Origin of the sequence: Janthinobacterium kumbetense (assembly GCF_023703445.1) — a bacterium.
In the GTDB taxonomy this organism is placed as follows: domain Bacteria; phylum Pseudomonadota; class Gammaproteobacteria; order Burkholderiales; family Burkholderiaceae_D; genus Janthinobacterium; species Janthinobacterium kumbetense.
The window spans coordinates 12,406-31,267 of sequence record NZ_JAMQGR010000002.1 but is presented as its reverse complement, the minus strand read 5'-3'; the positions used below and the strand labels follow the sequence as shown (position 1 = coordinate 31,267).

The window sequence follows — 18,862 nt, the reverse complement described above, 5'->3', positions numbered from 1 at the left end:
AATGCCCGCATCAAGCGGGCATCGGGGTTTATTTCAATGTTCTCTGGAACAACTGATAAATGCGGCGGTACTCGTCATACCACGCTTCCGGTTGCACGAAGCCGTGGCGCTCCATCGGGTAGCTGGCCATTTCCCAGTTATCCTTTTTGAGCTCGATCAAGCGCTGTGACAGGCGTACGGAATCCTGATAGAACACGTTGTCGTCGATCATGCCGTGGGCGATCAAGAGATTGCCCGTCAGTTTGTCGGCGTATTCGATCGGCGACGAGATTTTATACGCTTGCGGATCGACGTCCGGCGTGTTCAGGATATTCGCCGTGTACTCGTGGTTGTAGGTGGTCCAGTCCGTCACGGGACGCAGCGCGGCGCCGGACTTGAAGATTTCTGGCGCACGCATCAGGGCCATCAGGCTCATGAAGCCGCCATAGCTGCCGCCATAGATGCCCACGTTCTTGATGTCGCCCTGGTGCTGCTGCGCCAGCCAGTGGGCGCCGTCGATGAAATCTTCCAGTTCCGGATGACCCATCTGGCGGTAGATGGCCGTGCGCCAGGCGCTGCCGTAGCCGAGCGAGGCGCGGTAATCGACGTCGAGCACGATGTAGCCCTGCTCCACCAGCAGGTTGTGGAACATCTGTTCGCGGAAGTAGACGGGATAGCGCTCGGTCACGTTCTGCAGGTAGCCGGCGCCGTGCGCGAACATGACGATGGGATATTTCTTGCCCGCTTCCAGCTGGGCCGGGCGGTACAGCTTGGCCCAGATCGGCGCCGCGCCATGCGTGGACGGCACTTGCACCAGTTCCGGCATGACCCAGCTGCGCGCCTTGAAGGCGTCGCTGCGTGTATCCGTCAGGATATTGGCCTTGCCGCCGGCAATGGAAATCGTCGCCAGCTGGGCCGGCATATAGCTGGTGGAATAGCGCAGCAGCAGCTTGCCGTTATCGGGCGACAGGCCGAAGTTTTCCACGCCTTTCAAGCCTGTGACTTCGCGCGCGCCGCCCTCCTTGGCCGTGCTGGCGCACACTTCATACGTGCCTGGCGCCTGCCGGTTGCACATGAAATACGCGGTTTTGCCGTCGCGGCTCCATTCGACGGCGCTCACTTCCCACTGGCCGCTGGTCAGGGCGCGCGCCGGGGCCGCGCCCGTTTTCGTGTACAGGTGGGCGTAGCCGCTTTCCTCGGACAGATACCACAGGGTGGCGTTGTCGGGCAGCCAGCCGAATTCGTCGGCGCGGCGGTTGACCCAGGCCGCGTCGCTGATGCGGTGCACGGGCAGCAGGGCGGCGTTGGCCAGGTCGACGTTGGCGAGCCAGCCATCCTTGTTGTCGATGGCGCGGATGCGCACAGCTGCATTGCGGCCGTCGTCGGTCCAGGCGATGCCGTCGCGCTGGGCGTCGATGCGCACGGGACGGTTGCCTTTCAGGGCCGGCAGTTTCTGGTCGGCGCGCATGGCGGCCAGTGGATCGGCGGCGATGCCGGGCAGGTTATCGAAGGCGATGTCGCGCACCTGGCCCGTGCGCAGGTTGGCCAGTTTCAGGCTTTGCGCGATCGGCATGTTGCGGCCCACGCGCGTGCGCTCGTCGTCCGCTTCCGGATAGCCCGTTTCCGTGACATAGCGGGCCAGTTTGCCCAGCTTGCCCTTTTCGGCGGCCTTGTCCTGCGTGACGAACAGCAGCCAGCGGCCGTCCGGCGACAGGGCGCTGCCGGAAATGGTGACTTTGTCGCCCAGGTAGATCGGTTCCGGTGCGCGCGTGGCGTCCAGGCGGCGCTCTTCATGGCGGCGTTCGCGGCTGGCGTCGCGGTCTTCCTTCTGGCGCGCCAGGTTGACGATCAGGCGCAGCTGCAGTTCGCGCAGGGCGTCCGCTTCCGGCTTGGCGTCCGGGTCCTTGACGGCGCGCAACAGGGCCACGGGGGCGCTCAGGCGGTCAAGCCGGTTCCAGCTGAACCAGTCTGTGCCGCTGCGGTATTGCACGGCGCCGCCGTCGGCGGAGTATTGCGGGTCGCTGATGGCGGACACGCCGCGCGTGATCTGGATCAAGGCGCCGCTTTTCAGGTCGCGCTCGAACAAGTCGCCGTTGCGCAGCAGGATGGCGCGCGTGCCGGCCCGGTTGACCACCATGTGCTGGCCGTCGAGATTGGCCAGCTGCGCATCGTCGACCTTCTTGCCGCTATTGAATTTGGCGTTTGCGCCCGGCAATTGATAGGTGTCGCGCAGGGGCGAGCCGAGGCGTTTCTGCTTGTAGTAGAGCTGGCCATTCCAGCCCCACCATGCCGCTTCGACGGGCGTGCCGATCCAGTCGGGATCGGCCATGGCCTGGTCCAGGGTGATGGGCGTGGGTGCGGTGGATGGAGCCGCATGGGCGGCGGGGAGCAGAGAGAGCAGCAGGAGCGGCAGCAGGGGAAGAACCAGACGCATCGGGGATCACTTTAATCAAAGGGGATGGTGAAGGTACAGGCTATGAGGCCGGTATTCTAGCGGAGGAGTTTCGTACAGGAAATGTCGGAAAGCTAAGCCTGATACCGGGCCAGCCAGCCGGGAAAGTCGTTCAGCGGCATGGGCCGCGCATACAGGTAGCCTTGCAAGCCGTCGCAATCGTGGGCGAGCAGGAAGTCGGCCTGCTCCTGCGTTTCCACGCCTTCGGCCACCACGCGCAAGCCCAGGTGGCGCGCCATGGCCAGTATCGCTTGCACGATGGCCGTGTCGCGCGCATCGTGCGGCGTGTCGTCGATGAAGCGCTTGTCGATTTTGAGTTCGTACAGCGGCATCGAGGTCAGGTAGGCGAGGCTGGAATAGCCGGTGCCGAAATCGTCGATGGAAAAGCGGATGCCGAGGGCCGCCAATTCGCGCATGCGCGCCAGCGAGGCGTCGCGCTGGTCGATCAGCAGGCCTTCCGTCAATTCCAGGATCAGGGCGCCGGCCGGCGTGCCGTGTTCGGCCAGCGCCGCCTGCACGCGGGCGGCGAAATCGGGCTGGCGAAACTGGGCCGGACTGACATTCACGGACAGGGCGACGGGCTGCCCGGCCTGCGCCAGCATGGCGGCGGCGCGGCACGCCTCGCGCAGGGCCCAGTGCCCGAGCCTGACGATCAGCCCCGATTCCTCGGCGATGGGAATGAAGATGCCGGGCGCGATATGGCTGCCGTCCGCCTGCGGCCAGCGCATCAGCAATTCGGCCCCCGTCACCCGGCCATGGCGGTCGACCTGCGGCTGCACGTGCATGCACAGTGCATGGGCATCGAGGGCGCGCGCCAGCGCCCGTTCCAGGGTCAGGCGGCGTTCCACGCCCGCCTGCATGGCCGCTTCAAAGAAGGCGATGCCGTTGCGTCCTTCTGCCTTGGCGCGGTACATGGCGATGTCCGCTTCGCGCAGCAGGTCGTGCGCCTGCTGGCCCGCTTTCGGCAGCAGGGTCACGCCGATGCTGGCGCTGCAATGATAGGACTGCCCGTCGATATCGAAGTCGCGCGCGATGGCGGCGCGGATTTTCTCGGCCACCTGGGCCGTCGCGCGGGCGGCGCTGTCGAGGTCTTCTGCCAGGTGCGCCAGCAGCACGACGAATTCATCGCCGCCGATGCGCGCCACCGTGTCGGCCTTGCGCATCAGCTGCGCCAGCCGTTCGCCGGCCAGGCGCAGCAGCGCGTCGCCGGTGGCGTGGCCGCGCGCGTCGTTGATGTGCTTGAAGTGGTCGAGGTCGATGAACATCAGCGCGCTGATGGTATTCCCTCGCGGCGCGGCGGCCAGCAGGTGGCCGATGCGGTCCATCAGCAGGCGCCGGTTGGGCAGGCCCGTCAGCACGTCGTAGAAGGCCAGGCGGTGGATGTCCGCTTCCGATTTCTTGCGCTCGTCGATTTCGCGCTCGACGGCCACCCAGTGCGTCTGCTTGCCGTCCGCATCCGTGAACGGCGCCAGTTCCGCTTCGACCCAGTACGCCTTGCCGGCCTTGTTGTAATTGAGCAATTCCGCCCTGGCCGGCTGGGCGTTGGCCATGGCGGCGGCGACGCGCGCCAGTTCGCCCGCATCGGTGGCGGGGCCCTGCTGGAACAGCAGGCTGCGGCCCAGCACTTCGGCGCGCGCATAGCCGCTGCTGCGCTCGAAGGCGTCGTTGACGAAGATGATGCGCGTGGCCGGCGCCGCGCCGCCGGGGGCATCGGTCACTTCGGCGAGCATTACCATGTCATTCAGGCGGGCCAGCGCCGTGGCCGTCAAGCGCAGGTCGGCGTTCAGCTGCGACAGGGCCTGGCTGCTGCGTTCCAGGTGGCGCAGCAGGAAGGCGCAGGACAGGGTCAGCACGGCGGCGATGAACAGGAAGTTCAGGGCCACGATCAGCGCGCGCAGCACGGGGGAGTCGGGCACGCCCTGCACGTGCAGGGCGACGTCGGGATGCAAGCCGAGGAAAAAGATGGTCAGCGAAGTCAGGGCCAGGGTCGACAAGGCTGGCCGCATCCCCAGCAGCAGGGCCGCCAGCACGGGCATGAGCATCATGTAGATCTGGCTGACGGGGCCGATTTTCAACAGCAGGCCCACGCCCACCAGGTAGGCGACGATGAGGAATTGCCACACGCGCCAGCGGTAAGGCATGGCGCGCAGATGCCAGATGAGACCGATCCAGCCGATGGCCAGCACGTCGAGGGCGACTATGGGCCAGATAGCTTCGCGCGCCGCCAGCAAGGCGCTGGGGATGGCGGTGATGATGCCAAGCAGCAACACTACCTGCAGCAGGCGCGAAAAAATCTGTCCGCGCCAGTGCGCGAGATCGTTTGACGCGGCCACGCTGCCGTCCTTTCCCCAGGAGCTGTGCTGCCGAGCTGAGCAGTATGGTAAAAATATTACGCGCTATCTTTATGCATGTCATCTTGATCATTCGGCATGGTTGACTGCGCGGCTACCTGCGGGGCGCGTCGGGCCGCCTACTCCGTCTGCGCCGTGGGCCAGTAGTGGCTGTCCGGCGTGTCCCGCGCGCCGAAGATGGCCTGGCCGACCCGCACGACGGTGGCGCCTTCTTCGATGGCGATTTCATAGTCGCCGGACATGCCCATCGACAGCTCGTCGAGGCCGATGCCAGGCGGGGCGTCCTGGCGCAGGCGGTCGCGCAGTTCGCGCAGCAGCACGAAGCAGCGGCGCACGCGCACCGCTTCCGCCGACAATAGGGCCAATGTCATGAATCCGCGCACCCGCAGCGCCGGGAAGGCGGACAGCTGGCGCAGGAAGGCGGCCACTTCGTCCGGCGGCAAGCCGTACTTGCTGGCTTCGCCCGAGGTGTTCACTTGTACGAATACGTCGAGCCCGCGCCCTTCCGCTTGCAGGCGCCGTTCCAGCGCCTCGGCCACGCGCAGGCTGTCGAGCGCCTGGAACTCGCTGGCAAAGCGCGCCACCAGCTTGGCCTTGTTGGTCTGTAAATGGCCGATCACCGACCATTGCAGGTCGACCAGGTCCGCCATCGCTTCCCATTTGCGGCCCGCTTCCTGCGGCTTGTTTTCCCCCAGCAGGCGGCAACCCGCGGCATAGGCCAGGCGCAGGCTCGCCTCGGGCTTGGTCTTGCTGACGGGCAGCAGACGCACGCCGGCCGGATCGCGCCCGACCCGCTGGCATGCGGCCGCCATGCGCGCATGCACCGCCGCCAGATTGCGGCGGAAGTCGTCCACGGAAACGGCTTGCGGCCAGCGCCCATGCTGCGCGTGCATGGTGGGAGTGGGCAGGGGAGTGTCATTGTTCATGTGTCAGCCTTGTGTCAGCCTTATGAGCGGCAGGAGTCGCCGCAGTGATGTATGATTGTCCTATGCCAAAATATATCATGTCTGAGACCATCATGAAGATGACGGGGAAAACCGCGGCGCAGCTGTTCGACAGCATCCGCGCGCTGACGCAGGCGGGTGAACTGCCGCCGGGCCAGGCGCTGCCGACCGTGCGCGAGCTGGCGGCGACCTTGGGCGTCAACCGCAATACCGTGTCGCTGGCGTACAAGCGCCTGGTGACGGCCGGGATCGCGGTCACGCAAGGGCGCCTGGGCACGGCCATCCGCGCGCAGCGCGATCCCGGCGAGCAGGAAGGCCTGCTGCCCGGCTCGCCGCTGGCCGACCTGGGCGGCGGCAATCCGAACCTGGCCTGGCTGCCCGATATCGGCGCGGCCTTGGCGCGCAAGCCCTACCGCCCGCGCCTGTATGGCGAGGCCACGCTGGACCCGGCGCTGGAAGCCCTGGCGCGGCGCTGGCTGGCCGGCGATTGCCCGGAAGGGCACGACATCACCCTGACGAATGGGGCGGTCGATGCGGTCGAGCGCCTGCTGGGCGCGTACCTGGTCGCGGGCGACAAGGTGGCCGTGGAAGACCCCTGCTTCGTCAGCAGCATCAACACCTTGCGCATCGCGGGGCTGCACGCCGTTGGCGTGGCGGTCGATGCCGAGGGGATGCAGGCCGGGGCGCTGGAACGGGCGCTGGCGCAAGGCGCGCAAGCCGTCATCGTGACGCCGCGCGCACACAACCCGACCGGCTGCAGCCTGAGCGCGGCGCGCGTGGCTCAGCTGCGCGCGGTGCTGGCCGCCTACCCGAACGTGCTGGTCATCGTTGACGACCATTTCTCGCTGCTGTCCGTCGCCGGCTACCGGGACGTGATTCCCCCTGCCGCCCGGCGCTGGGCGCTGGTCCGTTCGGTGTCGAAGATATTCGGCCCCGACCTGCGCCTGGCCGTCGTTGCCAGCGACGGACAGACCGCCCGCCGCCTGCGCCTGCGCCTGGCGCCCGGCACGAACTGGGTCAGCCATCTCTTGCAGGATGCCGTGAGCGCCTGCCTGTCGTCGCCCCACGTGCTGGCGCAGGTGGCCCTGGCCCGCGCAGACTATGCGCGCCGCCGCGGCATCCTGGCCGATGCGCTGGCGGCGCAAGGCCTGGTCTGCGCCAGTCCCGCCGATGGCTTGAACCTGTGGCTGCCGCTGCCGGGCAGCAGCCAGGCGGCCGTGCTGGCGCTGGCCAGGCATGGCTGGCTGGTGCGCGGCGGTGAAGCGTTCGGCGTGCAGGCGCCGGCGCAGGGATTGCGGATCACCGTGTCGAGCATGGATGAAGCGGGCGCGCAGGCGTTCGCCGGCGTGCTGGCCCAGGTGCTGGGCCGGCCATAGTTTTTTAATTCCTCGCCACAGAAAGGGAACATCATGAAAGTCCATTTCATCGTGCATGAAGCGTTCGAGGCGCCGGGCGCCTACGAGACATGGGTGCGCGAGCGCGGCTACGCGGCCACGTATTCCCGCGTCCACGCCCATGAGCCGCTGCCCCCGTCCATTGCGGACATCGACCTGCTGGTCGTCATGGGCGGGCCGCAGTCGCCGTCAACGACGCGCGAGGAATGCCCGCATTTCGACGCCGCGGCCGAACAGGCCTTGATTGCCGCATGTGCGGCGGCGGGCAAGGCGGTCGTCGGCGTCTGCCTGGGGGCGCAACTGATAGGCGCAGCCCTGGGAGCACGCCAGGCGCACAGCCCGGAAAAGGAGATCGGCAAGTTCCCCGTCATGCTGACGGCGGAAGGACGGGCAAACGATAAATTCGCCCACTTCGGCGATGTGCTGGAAACCGGACATTGGCATAGCGACATGCCTGGCCTGACTGACAGCGCGAAGGTCATCGCCGGTAGCGAAGGCTGCCCCCGCCAGATCATCGAATACGGCAGGCTGGTGTACGGCTTCCAGTGCCATATGGAGTTCACGCCGGAGGTGGTCGAACTGCTGATCGCCGCGTCGGAAGCCGAACTGGCCATGCTGGAGCCGCACCGCTTCGTGCAGCCGCCAGCGGTCTTGCGCAGCCACGACTGGCACGCCATGAACGGCCAGCTGTTCGGTTTCCTTGACCGCCTCATGCAGGCGTACGCCTCGCCGTGAAAAAAAACGCCAGCATCGACGCTGGCGTTGTGGGGCAAATAGGCGAGGCGCTTATTTCTTCGGCGCGCTCAGGCATTCTTTCATGAAGGCTTTGCGGGCATCGCCCTTCATGTCCTTGGCGTCGACATTGCACGCTTTCATCTTGTTTTGCTGCGTCATGGCCGGTGCCGGCTTGGCGCTCAGGCATTCCTTCATGAAGGTCTTGCGTTCATCGCCTTTCTTGCCGGCGGCGTCCGCATTGCAGGTCGTCATCTTCGATTGTTGGGCCGTCTTGGCGACAGGCGCCGCTTCCGGTGCGGCGGCAAAGGCGGTGCTGGCAAACGCGGCGGCGATGCAGAGGGCGATTAATTGTTTCATGGCAAATCCTTGTAGACGCAGTCGGTGGAAGGGGGCGATGCAATCGGCAGAGAATGCCGATATGCAAAACGTAACTAACTATATGACATTTATCAACAAAATTTCCACTCGAGTGTGTCTTTTTGTTACTGGCAGGTAGAACGCGCCCGCCGGCTGGCCCGGGCAGCCATCTTGCGGCGGCAGCGCCCCTGTTTTTTGCTATGCTAGCGTCTTTCCACCGGCCGATGCCGCTGCCTTGGCCGGCGTACCCTCAATACGGAGTAGTTATGGTCTCGTTGCAAGAGCAGTTTTTAAAGGCCGGCCTGGTCGACAAGAAGAAGGTCAAGCTGGCCAACCAGGACAAGAGCAAGCAGAAAAAGGACGAGCGCAAGAGCGGCACGCAAAGCGTCGACGAGGTGCGCCTGGCCGCGCTCGAGACCCAGCGCAAGAATGCCGAGCGGGCGCGCGAACTGAACGCCCAGCGCGACGCGGCCGCCAACCAGAAGGCCATCGTGGCGCAGATCGCGCAAATGGTGCAAAAGAACCGCCAGAGCAAGGGCAACAACGGCGACGTGCCGTACAACTTTACATTTAATAACAAGATCGAGCGCATCTACGTGACGGCCGCCGTGCAAGCCCACCTGGTGGCGGGCCGCCTGGTCATCATCTGCCTGAACGGCGCCGTGGAACTGGTGCCGCGCATCATCGCCGACAAGATCGCCGAACGCGACCCCGCCATCGTCGTGCGCGTGAAACAGGCCAGCACGGAAGTGGACGAGGACGATCCGTATGCGGCGTTCCAGATTCCTGATGATTTGATGTGGTAAGAGGGGTGTTTGCCCGGCGCTGACGGCGTCGGGGGAGTGGTTGCGGGCCGGAAACGGCCTGCGTGTTGTATAGACAGTCCATAAACAAAAACGCCACCCGAAGGTGGCGTTTTTGAATGTAAAACGAATTCTTGGTGGCCCGGGGCGGAATCGAACCACCGACACAAGGATTTTCAATCCTCTGCTCTACCGACTGAGCTACCAGGCCAAGGTGGCGAATTATAGCAGACCAAAACGGGAATGCAAGAGCCGGCTGCGACTTTTCCCCGATTTCCTGCATGGACATGGTTTTACTTGCTTGTAGGTCAAATATGATTTGATATCAGCGGTATTTTTCTCAACAAAGGATGGGCGCATAGTGTGGCCATCGACATTGACTTGAGAGGATTACCGCATGAACGCCACCACAAATCGCACCGCCATCCCTGAAATCGGCCTGGGCACCTTCCGCCTGCAGGGCCAGGTCGTCATCGATTCCGTCACCACGGGTCTGGACGTCGGCTACCGCCATATCGACACGGCGCAAATCTACGGCAACGAAGCCGAAGTGGGCCAGGCGATCGCCGCCAGCCCCGTCCCGCGCGACGAGCTGTTCGTCACCACCAAGATCTGGATCGAGAACCTGCAGCGCGACAAACTGATTCCCAGCCTGAAGGACAGCCTGCACAAGCTGCAATTGGAGCAACTGGACCTGACCCTGATCCACTGGCCGTCGCCGCAGGACGCCATTCCCGTCGCCGAGTATATGGCGGCGCTGGCGGACGCCAAGGCGCAGGGGCTGACGAAAGCCATCGGCGTATCGAATTTCACCAACGCGCAGCTGCGGCAAGCCATCGCTGCGGTGGGCGCGTCTGAAATCGCCACGCAGCAGGTCGAGATCCACCCCTTCCTGCAAAACCGCACCGTCATCGACTTCGCGCGCAGCCAGGGCATCCACATCACGGCCTATATGCCGCTCGCGTATGGCAAGGTGGTCGTCGATCCCGTCATCATGGCCATCGCGGTAAGACATGGCGTGACGCCGGCGCAAGTGGCCCTGAGCTGGTCGCTGCAGCAGGGCTTTGCCGTGATCCCGTCGTCCACCAAACGGGCCAACCTGGAAGCGAACCTGCATTTCCAGCGCATCACCCTGTCGCCGGACGAGATGGCGCAGATGGCGACCCTGGAGCGTGGCGAACGCCTGGCCAATCCGGACGGCCTGGCGCCGCAGTGGGATTGATATGGGCGCCATGACGAAGCTCGGGCAGGGCGGTTTCAGCATCGGGCTGGAACTGCCGCTCGATAATGACTGGTCGTCCACGGGACGCCAGGCGAATGCGGCGTCCGGCCGCGTGCCGGGCGAACCGGACCTGCAACAGCATGCGGCGCTGGCAAAACTGGCCGACCGCCTCGGTTTCAGGGCCTTGTGGCTGCGCGACGTGCCTTTGTATGACCCGTCCTTCGGCGACGCGGCCCAGGTCTTCGAGGTGTTTACTTATCTTGGCTACCTGGCCGGCATCACGGAGAACATCTTGCTGGGCACGGCCGCCGTGGTGCTGCCCCTGCGTGAGCCTGTATTGACGTTAAAAGCGGCGGTCAGCGTCGACCAGTTGAGCGGCGGGCGTTTGCTATTGGGCGTGGCCAGCGGCGACCGTCCTGTCGAATATCCCGTCTTCGGCCGCGACTTCGAGCAGCGCGGCGCCGCCTTCCGCGAACAGGTGGCCATGCTGCGCGATTGGGGCGAGAGGCGCCTGCCGCCTGGCATCCGTTTGCTGCCCAAGCCGTCCGCGCCCTTGCCGCTGCTGGTGGCGGGGCTGGCGCAGCAGTCGCCCGCCTGGATAGGCGAGCAAATGGATGGCTGGCTCGCCTATCCGGGTACGCCGGACGACCATGCGCGGCGCTCGGCGCAATGGCGCGCCGTCGCCGGGGAAGATAAACCCTACGTCAGCTTCATCCACCTGGACCTGGACGAAGACCCGAATTTGCCGCTGCAGCGCTTCCGTTTTGGTGCCCGCACGGGGCGCGATGGCCTGATCGCCGAGTTGACGGCCATGCGCGACGCCGGCGTGCGGCACATCGGCTTGCAGCTGCGGCAGAACCGCCGCCCGCTGGCCGAGACGATGCAGGAGATCGCGGACCACGTGCTGCCCGTCTTTCATGGCATCGCTTGATCTGGGACACGCGTCCTGTACTTCCGGACTATCTGAAAAGGGTGGGGCAAACGCTATAATGGCCGCATGAACAGTCCCACTCCCCCTACCATGCGGCGCTTCATGCATAGCCACAGCGACGTTTGCATCGTCGGCAATGGCGCCATCGCGAAAACCACGGCGCTGGCGTTTGCCCAGGCAGGACAAAGCGTCACCCTGTTATCCCCGGTGAGCCCGCCCGCGCCCACATCCCCTTCGGCCGCCAAGCCGGTCGAGGCCAGCTGGGATGTGCGCGTGTATGCGCTCAATCACACGGCGCACCAGCTGCTGTCGTCGCTGAAGGTATGGGGCGCTCTGGAGGCCGACAGGGTGGCGCCCGTCGACGCCATGCTGGTCAACGGCGACGGCGCGCAGGCGGGCGGACTCGGTTTCGACGCGTATGGCGCCCATGTGGGCACGCTGGCGTGGATCATCGAAGACCGCAACCTGGGCCAGGCGCTGGACGCCGCCCTGAAATTTGCGCCGAACGTCAGCGTGGTGCAGGGCCGCGCCAGCCGCCTGGAATGGACGAACGACTCGGCCATCGTGCATCTCGATGGCGGCGACACCATCACTTGCGCATTGGTAGTGGGCGCGGATGGCGCCCAGTCGTGGGTGCGGGGCCAGTGCGACATCGGCCTCGATTACCGCTCCTACGGCCAGCGCGGCGTGGTCAGCAACTTCGCCTGCGAAAAGCCGCACCATGGCGCGGCCCACCAGTGGTTCACGGGCAGCGAAGGCATCGTCGCGCTGCTGCCGCTGCCGGGCGACCGCGTCTCGCTGGTCTGGTCGGCGCCCGATGCGCTGGCCGACACCTTGATGGCCGAATCGGCCGACGCCCTGGCCGCGCGCCTGGCCGCCTACTGCCACGACAAACTGGGCAAGCTGACGCCGTTGCAGCCGGAGCTGGTGCGCGCCTTCCCATTGACCCTGATGCGCCCGCACGCCATGGTGGCGCCGCGCGTGGCCCTGGTGGGCGACGCCGCCCACGTGGTGCACCCGATGGCTGGCCACGGCATGAACCTGGGTTTTGCCGACGTGGCGCAGCTGGTCAAGACGATCAGCGAACGCGAAGCGCACCGCGGCATCGGCGACGAGCGCGTGCTGGCCCGCTATGCGCGCGCGCGCAAGGAAGACGTGCTGTTGATGCAGCTGGCCACCGATGGCCTGGCGCGATTATTTGGCGCCGACCTGGAGCCGTTGCGCGTGGTTCGCAATTTGGGATTAAACTTGCTGGATAAATTACCGGCCCTGAAGCGGAAAATGATTGCGCACGCATTGGGACATCAGTAAATATCAGCGAATCTTAAGATATCGCCGGATAATGGCAGCAGTGAAAATTCAAGGTCGCCGCAGCTGGTCTGCGGCGATCGTTTTGTCAAAGAGATAACGATGCCGGGCCAGAGGCGAGTCCCGCCAGGCGTTTCAAGTGGAGAAGTGATAGTGATAAAAATGAGCAGAATCGCATTGGTACTGGCCTCGGGCCTGATGATGTCGTGCGCCGGCGCGGAAACGCCAACGGAAGCGAACATCAAAAAGCTGATCGAGCCGCGCCTGGGCGAAGGCGCCAAGGTCGATTCGGTCAAGGAAACGCCGTACGGCGGCCTGTACGAAGTGCGCACGGGCGGCGACATCCTGTATACGGACAAGGCCGCGCAATACCTGTTCGTCGGCCACGTCTTCGACGCCAAGACGTCGCAAGACCTGACCAAGGTGCGCCTGGACGAAGTCAACCGCATCAAATTCTCCGACTTGCCGCTTGATTCCGCCATGAAGACCGTCAAGGGCAATGGCAAGCGCGTGATCGCCGTGTTCGAAGATCCGAACTGCGGCTATTGCAAGCGCTTCCGCCAGAACGCGCTGAAGGAAATCGACAACGTCACCGTCTACACCTTCATGTACAACATCCTGTCGCCGGACTCCATCGTCAAGTCGCGCAATGTCTGGTGCGCGCCGGACCGCAACAAGGCATGGGATGACTGGATGTTGAACGGCAAGGCGCCAGCCACGGTGGCCGCCACCTGCGCCAATCCGCATGAAAAAATCCTGGCCCTGGGCCAGCAATTGCGCGTGTCGGGCACGCCTGCCATCTTCTTTGCCGACGGCAGCCGCATTCCGGGCGCAGTCGATGCGAAAACGCTGGAACAGAAATTCTCGACCATTAAGTAATCCGGGCTGTCGCCAGGAAGGCTGGACGGCGCGCCCTCGCAAGGCGCGCTTTTTTTTGCACTTTTTTCCGCTGTCGTATCATCAAGTGTTGTTTGTAGACGCCATAACAATTCCAAAAAGGAGAAGCAGCAGATGATTACCCTGAATATCAACGGACGCGACACGCAGGTCGATGCCGATCCTTCCACGCCCATCCTGTGGGCGCTGCGCGATAACCTGAACATGACGGGCACCAAGTTCGGCTGCGGCATGGCGCTGTGCGGCGCCTGCACGGTGCACCTCGACGGCCAGGCCATCCGCTCGTGCATCACGCCGATTTCCTCCGTCGGCGCGCAAAAGATCACCACCATCGAAGCGATGGAGAACGACCAGGTGGGCAAGGCCGTGCAGGCGGCGTGGGTGCGGCACGACGTGCCGCAATGCGGCTACTGTCAAAGCGGCCAGGTGATGAGCGCGACGGCGCTGCTGCGCACCAACAAGGCGCCCAGCGATGCCGACATCGATGGCGCCATGAGCGGCAATATCTGCCGCTGCGGCACCTATCAACGGATCCGCGCTGCCATCAAGGACGCGGCCAAGACTCTGGCCTGAGGAGAGCGACATGCGTATCGAATGGTTGAATCAGGAAGCATTGCAGCATGGCGGGGTGACCCTGGGCGCGGCGCTGGCATCGGCGCCTGTTACCGTGGCGGATGGCGTGTCGCGGCGCGGTTTCATGAAGGCGGGCGCAGTGGCCGGCGGCGGCTTGATGCTGGGCTTTTTCCTGCCGGGCGCAGGCAAGCTGGCGCAGGCGGCCGATGCCGCACCCGCCAAGCCCGTGTACGCGCCAAACGCTTTCCTGCACATCGCCCCCGATAACACGGTGACGGTGCAGGTGAACCGGCTGGAATTTGGCCAGGGCGTGCAAACGAGCTTGCCCATGCTGATCGCCGAGGAACTCGACGCCGACTGGAGCCTGGTGCACGGCGCGCTGGCGCCTGCCGGCGAGCAGTACAAGGATGCCGCCTACGGCATGCAGATGACGGGCGGTTCGGGCAGCATCGCCCATTCGTTTACGCAGTACCGCGAAATCGGCGCCAAGGCGCGCGCCATGCTGGTGGGCGCCGCCGCCGCGCAATGGAAAGTCAGCCCTGACCAGGTGCGCGCCGCCAAGGGCGTGCTGTATGGCCCCGGCGGACAAAAGGCCACGTTTGGCGAATTTGCCGACGCGGCCATGCGCCAGCCAGTCCCCGCCACCGTCAAGCTGAAGGACCCGCGCGACTTTGCCATCATCGGCAAACCCGTAAAACGCCTGGACGCGGCCGCCAAATCCACTGGCAAGCAGCAGTTCGGCATCGACTTCAAGCCGCCTGGCGCGAAAGTGGCCATGGTGGCGCGCCCGCCCGTGTTTGGCGCGAAAGTGGCGAAATTCGACGCCAGCAAGGCGAAAGCCATCAAGGGCGTGCTGGACGTGCTGGAAGTCAAAACCGACCGTGGCGGCAGCGGCGTGGCCGTCATCGCCGAAGGCTACTGGCCCGCCAAACAGGGGCGCGACGCGCTGGTGATCGAATGGGACACGAGCGCCGTGGAAAAGGTCAGCAGCGACAAGCAGCTGGCCACCTTCAAGGCGCTGGCGAAAACGCCGGGCACCGTCGCCAAACCTGCCGACATGGCCAAGCTGGCCTCGGCGCCGAAAAAGATCGAAGCCGTCTACGAATTTCCCTACCTGGCGCACGCGCCGATGGAGCCGCTCAATTGCGTCGTTGACCTGCAGGCCGACAAATGCACGATGTGGGTCGGTTCGCAATTCCAGACGGGCGACCAGGCGGCCATCGCGGCGACCTCCGGCCTGAAACCGGAGCAGGTCACCCTGCACACGATGATGGCCGGCGGCGGCTTCGGCCGGCGCGCCGTGCCCTCGTCCGACTACGTGGTCGAAGCCGTCAACGTCGCCAAGGCGTACCGGGCGGCGGGCAAGGGCGGCCCGTTAAAGCTGATGTGGAGCCGCGAGGATGACATCAAGGGCGGCTACTACCGGCCGTCGCATGTGCACCGCGCGCAGATCGGCCTCGACGCCAAAGGGAAAATCCTCGCCTGGGACCATACCATCGTGGGCCAGTCCATCATGGCCGGCACGCCGTTCGAAGCCTTCATGGTGAAAAATGGCGTCGACGGCACCATGGTCGAAGGCATGGGAGAGCCCTACACCCTGCCGATGAAGCTGTCCGTGCACACGGCCAAGGCGAACGTACCCGTGCTGTGGTGGCGCTCCGTCGGCTCGACGCACACGGCCTTCGTCATGGAAACCCTGATCGACGAGGCGGCGCACGTGGCGAAGATGGATCCCGTCGCCTACCGCAAGCAGCTGATCGACGCCAAGCATACGCGCCACATCGCCGCCCTGAACCTGGCCGTGGCCAAGTCCGGCTACGGCAAGAAGAAGCTGCCGAAGGGGCAAGCCTGGGGCGTGGCCATGCACGAATCGTTCAATTCCGTGGTGGCCTACGTGGTGACGGCGTCGGTGGTGCAAGGCGCGCCCAAGCTGCACCAGGTGTGGGCGGGCGTGCATTGCAACCTGGCCGTCAACCCCCTGACGATCGAGGCGCAAGTGCAGGGCGCCGCGCTGATGGCGCTGGGCATGACCATCCCCGGCGCGGCCATCACGCTCAAGGATGGCGTGGTGGAGCAGCAGAACTTTGGCGACTACCCCGTGCCGCGCATGCCCGATATGCCGGTGATCGAGGTACACCTGGTACCGTCGGGCGATGCGCCGACGGGCATGGGCGAGCCGGGCGTGCCGCCGCTGGCGCCCGCCTTCGCCAACGCGCTGTTCGCGCTGACGGGCAAGCGCCTGCGCAAGCTGCCATTCGATTTGGCGGCCGCATGACGGTAGCGGATTTTTGAGCACGGTCGGCATCTTGCTGGCAGCCGGAAGGGGACGCAGGTTCGACCCTTCCGGCGTGCAGAACAAATTATTGCAGCCATTGGCGGAAGGACCGCACGCGGGTCTGCCGGTGGTGGTGGCGGCAGCGAGGAACATGCTGGCTGCCTTGCCGCGCGTGCTGGCCGTGGTGCGCCCCGACGATGCCGAGGTCGCGCGCCAGCTCGGTGCGCTGGGCTGCGAGGTGCGCGTCTGCCATGATGCCGACACGGGCATGGCCGCCTCGCTCACCTGCGCCATCGCTCACGTGCGCGGTGCGCCGGGCTGGCTGATCGCCCTGGGCGACATGCCTGGTGTGGAAGCGGCTACAATCGCCGCCTTGTCGCACGCCATCGGCGATGGCGCGCGCATCGCCGTGCCCGTGTTCCGGGGACGGCGCGGCAATCCTGTCGCGTTCAGCGCCTTTCACTTGCCGCTGCTGCTGGCGCTTGATGGCGACCAGGGCGCGCGCAGCATCGTCAACAGCCATGCCGTGTGCGAAGTAGCAGTGGACGACAGCGGCATCTTGCGCGATATTGATACACCTGACGATTTGTCGCCGGCGCCTGGCGCGCCCGGGCGATTGTAGAACATCCATGCCAGACACGAGGAAAACATGAAGAAAGCACCGATTCAAAAAATCACCGCCAAGGCGGGAGCCAAGGCAAGCGGCAAAGCCACAAGCAAAGCCGCGGCAAAAACCGCAGTGAAAACCACACCGGCCGCCGGCATCATCTACAGCATTGCCGCCGCCGACCTGGCCGGTCACATGTTCAAGGTGACGTTGACCGTCAAGTCGCCGGCCGCCATCGGTCAGGTATTTGCCTTGCCGGCCTGGATCCCGGGCAGCTACATGATCCGCGAATTTTCGCGCAATATCGTCAGCATCCGCGCCGAGTCCGATGGCAAGGCCGTGGCGCTGACCAAGCTGGACAAGCATTCGTGGCAAGCCGCCCCGTGCAAGGGCTCATTGACCGTCGAGTATGACGTGTATGCCTGGGATTTGTCCGTGCGCGCCGCCCACCTGGACCAGAATCACGGCTTCTTCAACGGCACCAGCGTGTTCTTGCGCGTGCTGGGCCAGGAGGCCGAGCCGCATGAAGTGCATATCGTGCAGCCGAAGGATGCGGCCTGCAAGACGTGGAAAGTGGCCACCACCCTGCCGGAACTGAAAGCGAAACGCTATGGCTTCGGCAGCTACCAGGCGGCCAACTACGACGAGCTGATCGACCACCCGGTGGAGATGGGCGACTTCGCGCTGGCCACTTTCACCGCGCATGGCGTGCCGCACGATATCGTCGTCACGGGCAAGGTGCCGAACCTGGACCTGGACCGTTTGTGCCGCGACCTGAAAGCCATCTGCGAAACGCAGATCGCCTTCTTCGAGCCGAAGACAAAGAAAGCGCCGATGGACCGCTATGTGTTCATGACCATGGCCGTCGGCGACGGTTATGGCGGCCTGGAACACCGCGCCTCGACGGCGCTGATCTGCGCGCGCGCCGACCTGCCGACGACGGCTTCAAACAGCACAGAAATCGGCGACGGCTACCTGAAATTCCTGGGCTTGTGCAGCCACGAGTACTTCCACACCTGGAACGTCAAGCGCATCAAGCCGGCCGCCTTCGCGCCGTACAACCTGCAGGCGGAAAGCTATTCGCCGCTGCTGTGGCTGTTCGAGGGCTTCACCAGCTATTACGACGACCTGATGCTGGTGCGCGCTGGCCTGATCGATGAAGCGGCCTATTTCAAATTGCTGGGGAAAACCGTCAACAGCGTGCTGCGCGGTAGCGGCCGCACGAAGCAAAGCGTGGCCGATTCCAGCTTCGACGCCTGGGGCAAGTACTACCGCCAGGATGAAAACGCGCCGAACGCCATCGTCAGCTACTACACCAAGGGTTCGCTGATCGCGCTGGCCTTCGACCTGACGATCCGCGCCAAGACGAATGGCGAAAAGTCGCTGGACGACGTGATGCAGGCCTTGTGGCAGCGTTATGGCCGCGATTTCTACAAGGGCAAGGGAGAAGGCAAAGGCCGCGGCGTGACGCCGGCCGAAGTCGAAGCCCTGTTCGACGAAATTGCCGGCACGCGGATGAAGCCCTTCTTCGAGCGCTACATCCGCGGCACGGACGACGTGCCGCTGGCGCGCCTGCTGGCGCCGTTCGGCGTGAAATACAGCGACGCGCGCAAGGCGGAAAAGGCCAGCCTGGACGTCAACCTGGGCCGCGACGGCAACGACGCCAAACTGGCGCAGGTGCACCAGGGCGGCGCGGCGCACGTGGCCGGCCTGTCGGCGGGCGACGTGCTGGTGGCCATCGATGGCTTGCGCGTGACGGGTAACCCGGCCAACCTGGACACCTTGCTGGGCCGCTACGCCGTCGGCGCCAAGGTGGCCATCCACGCCTTCCGCCGCGACGAGCTGATGACGTTTGCGGCCGTGCTGCAAGGCGACCGCGTGCCCGGCGTCAGCCTGGCGCTGCTGCCGGCGCCGAAGAAAGCCACGGGGCCGAAGCGTCCTAGCGCGGCATGATGCTCATGCAGTAAGACAGAAAACCGGCCGTCACTGGCCGGTTTTCTATTTCAAGCAGCAATTTCCAAAATGCAACTTATC

15 protein-coding genes and 1 tRNA gene are annotated in these 18,862 nt (G+C 65.0%); 11 read left to right on the top strand and 5 right to left on the bottom strand.

What is annotated here, in order from left to right:
- Nucleotides 1-28: 28 nt before the first annotated feature.
- The 3 genes from NCG91_RS07510 to NCG91_RS07500 form a co-directional block, all read right to left on the bottom strand.
- A complete protein-coding gene (locus NCG91_RS07510) occupies nt 29-2,413 on the bottom strand; it encodes a S9 family peptidase (protein ID WP_251349251.1) in 2,385 nt (794 codons plus the stop codon).
- 92 nt (nt 2,414-2,505) lie between these two features.
- The gene (locus NCG91_RS07505) at nt 2,506-4,764 is read right to left on the bottom strand and encodes a putative bifunctional diguanylate cyclase/phosphodiesterase (RefSeq protein WP_251349250.1); all 2,259 of its coding nucleotides are present in this window, start codon (nt 4,762-4,764) and stop codon (nt 2,506-2,508) included.
- Nucleotides 4,765-4,901: 137 nt separating this feature from the next.
- Complete coding sequence (locus NCG91_RS07500) at nt 4,902-5,708, bottom strand: YggS family pyridoxal phosphate-dependent enzyme (protein WP_251349249.1); 807 nt, start codon at nt 5,706-5,708, stop codon at nt 4,902-4,904.
- Between the two features lie 92 nt (nt 5,709-5,800).
- Between NCG91_RS07500 and ptsJ the strand changes: the two genes are divergently transcribed.
- Together ptsJ and NCG91_RS07490 are read left to right on the top strand one after the other, a co-directional pair.
- Nucleotides 5,801-7,102: a MocR-like B6 salvage transcription factor PtsJ gene (ptsJ, locus tag NCG91_RS07495; RefSeq protein ID WP_251349704.1), complete on the top strand. Its 1,302-nt coding sequence runs from the start codon at nt 5,801-5,803 to the stop codon at nt 7,100-7,102.
- Nucleotides 7,103-7,135: 33 nt separating this feature from the next.
- Nucleotides 7,136-7,855, top strand: a complete 720-nt coding sequence (locus tag NCG91_RS07490; protein ID WP_251349248.1) for a glutamine amidotransferase-related protein — start codon at nt 7,136-7,138, stop codon at nt 7,853-7,855.
- Between the two features lie 51 nt (nt 7,856-7,906).
- On the opposite strand, the gene NCG91_RS07485 is transcribed toward NCG91_RS07490, so the two are convergent.
- The gene (locus tag NCG91_RS07485) at nt 7,907-8,212 is read right to left on the bottom strand and encodes a PsiF family protein (protein WP_046682222.1); all 306 of its coding nucleotides are present in this window, start codon (nt 8,210-8,212) and stop codon (nt 7,907-7,909) included.
- A gap of 266 nt (nt 8,213-8,478) precedes the next feature.
- On the opposite strand from NCG91_RS07485, the gene NCG91_RS07480 reads away from it, so the two are divergent.
- Nucleotides 8,479-9,018, top strand: coding sequence for a DUF2058 domain-containing protein (locus tag NCG91_RS07480; protein WP_077399286.1), 540 nt, complete (start codon nt 8,479-8,481; stop codon nt 9,016-9,018).
- A 132-nt stretch (nt 9,019-9,150) separates the two neighbouring features.
- Here NCG91_RS07480 and NCG91_RS07475 read toward each other — a convergent pair.
- Nucleotides 9,151-9,226, bottom strand: a tRNA-Phe gene (locus tag NCG91_RS07475).
- Between the two features lie 186 nt (nt 9,227-9,412).
- On the opposite strand from NCG91_RS07475, the gene dkgB reads away from it, so the two are divergent.
- From dkgB to NCG91_RS07435, 8 genes are all read left to right on the top strand, one after another.
- A complete protein-coding gene (gene dkgB, locus NCG91_RS07470; RefSeq protein WP_251349247.1) occupies nt 9,413-10,237 on the top strand; it encodes a 2,5-didehydrogluconate reductase DkgB in 825 nt (274 codons plus the stop codon).
- A 1-nt stretch (nt 10,238) separates the two neighbouring features.
- Nucleotides 10,239-11,168: an LLM class oxidoreductase gene (locus NCG91_RS07465; RefSeq protein WP_251349246.1), complete on the top strand. Its 930-nt coding sequence runs from the start codon at nt 10,239-10,241 to the stop codon at nt 11,166-11,168.
- Between the two features lie 66 nt (nt 11,169-11,234).
- The gene (locus NCG91_RS07460; protein ID WP_251349245.1) at nt 11,235-12,479 is read left to right on the top strand and encodes an FAD-dependent monooxygenase; all 1,245 of its coding nucleotides are present in this window, start codon (nt 11,235-11,237) and stop codon (nt 12,477-12,479) included.
- 159 nt (nt 12,480-12,638) lie between these two features.
- Complete coding sequence (locus NCG91_RS07455) at nt 12,639-13,355, top strand: DsbC family protein (RefSeq protein ID WP_034785648.1); 717 nt, start codon at nt 12,639-12,641, stop codon at nt 13,353-13,355.
- Between the two features lie 132 nt (nt 13,356-13,487).
- Complete coding sequence (locus NCG91_RS07450; RefSeq protein ID WP_099665572.1) at nt 13,488-13,946, top strand: (2Fe-2S)-binding protein; 459 nt, start codon at nt 13,488-13,490, stop codon at nt 13,944-13,946.
- A gap of 10 nt (nt 13,947-13,956) precedes the next feature.
- On the top strand, nt 13,957-16,221 hold the full coding sequence (locus NCG91_RS07445) for a xanthine dehydrogenase family protein molybdopterin-binding subunit (RefSeq protein WP_251349244.1): 2,265 nt from the start codon (nt 13,957-13,959) through the stop codon (nt 16,219-16,221).
- 13 nt (nt 16,222-16,234) lie between these two features.
- On the top strand, nt 16,235-16,843 hold the full coding sequence (locus tag NCG91_RS07440) for a nucleotidyltransferase family protein (protein WP_251349243.1): 609 nt from the start codon (nt 16,235-16,237) through the stop codon (nt 16,841-16,843).
- 27 nt (nt 16,844-16,870) lie between these two features.
- Nucleotides 16,871-18,781 carry a M61 family metallopeptidase gene (locus NCG91_RS07435; protein ID WP_285817087.1) on the top strand — a complete coding sequence of 637 codons (1,911 nt, stop codon included), beginning with the start codon at nt 16,871-16,873 and terminating at the stop codon, nt 18,779-18,781.
- The last annotated feature ends 81 nt before the right edge of the window (nt 18,782-18,862 follow it).

Excerpts from the sequence above, each read along its gene's own strand:
- NCG91_RS07510 (WP_251349251.1), bottom strand. The coding sequence starts at position 2,413 with ATGCGTCTGGTTCTTCCCCTGCTGCCGCTCCTGCTGCTCTCTCTGCTC.
- NCG91_RS07500 (WP_251349249.1), bottom strand. The coding sequence starts at position 5,708 with ATGAACAATGACACTCCCCTGCCCACTCCCACCATGCACGCGCAGCAT.
- ptsJ (WP_251349704.1), top strand. The coding sequence starts at position 5,801 with ATGAAGATGACGGGGAAAACCGCGGCGCAGCTGTTCGACAGCATCCGC.
- NCG91_RS07490 (WP_251349248.1), top strand. The coding sequence starts at position 7,136 with ATGAAAGTCCATTTCATCGTGCATGAAGCGTTCGAGGCGCCGGGCGCC.
- NCG91_RS07485 (WP_046682222.1), bottom strand. The coding sequence starts at position 8,212 with ATGAAACAATTAATCGCCCTCTGCATCGCCGCCGCGTTTGCCAGCACC.
- NCG91_RS07480 (WP_077399286.1), top strand. The coding sequence starts at position 8,479 with ATGGTCTCGTTGCAAGAGCAGTTTTTAAAGGCCGGCCTGGTCGACAAG.
- dkgB (WP_251349247.1), top strand. The coding sequence starts at position 9,413 with ATGAACGCCACCACAAATCGCACCGCCATCCCTGAAATCGGCCTGGGC.
- NCG91_RS07465 (WP_251349246.1), top strand. The coding sequence starts at position 10,239 with ATGGGCGCCATGACGAAGCTCGGGCAGGGCGGTTTCAGCATCGGGCTG.
- NCG91_RS07460 (WP_251349245.1), top strand. The coding sequence starts at position 11,235 with ATGAACAGTCCCACTCCCCCTACCATGCGGCGCTTCATGCATAGCCAC.
- NCG91_RS07455 (WP_034785648.1), top strand. The coding sequence starts at position 12,639 with ATGAGCAGAATCGCATTGGTACTGGCCTCGGGCCTGATGATGTCGTGC.
- NCG91_RS07450 (WP_099665572.1), top strand. The coding sequence starts at position 13,488 with ATGATTACCCTGAATATCAACGGACGCGACACGCAGGTCGATGCCGAT.
- NCG91_RS07445 (WP_251349244.1), top strand. The coding sequence starts at position 13,957 with ATGCGTATCGAATGGTTGAATCAGGAAGCATTGCAGCATGGCGGGGTG.
- NCG91_RS07435 (WP_285817087.1), top strand. The coding sequence starts at position 16,871 with ATGAAGAAAGCACCGATTCAAAAAATCACCGCCAAGGCGGGAGCCAAG.